Raw genomic sequence first — 256 nt, 5'->3', positions numbered from 1 at the left:
GCCGCAAGGCTGAAACTCAAAGGAATTGACGGGGGCCCGCACAAGCGGTGGAGCATGTGGTTTAATTCGAAGCAACGCGAAGAACCTTACCAGGTCTTGACATCCTCTGACACTCCTAGAGATAGGAATTTCCCCTTCGGGGGACAGAGTGACAGGTGGTGCATGGTTGTCGTCAGCTCGTGTCGTGAGATGTTGGGTTAAGTCCCGCAACGAGCGCAACCCTTGACCTTAGTTGCCAGCATTCAGTTGGGCACTC

General features: G+C 54.3%; 1 rRNA gene. It reads left to right on the top strand.

What is annotated here, in order from left to right:
* Window positions 1–256, top strand: a 16S ribosomal RNA gene (locus LC455_RS31210); the annotation flags it as partial.

This window comes from Neobacillus bataviensis (assembly GCF_019969725.1).
The sequence above is the reverse complement of the archived record's forward strand: the minus strand, read 5'-3'. Positions and strand labels throughout refer to the sequence as shown.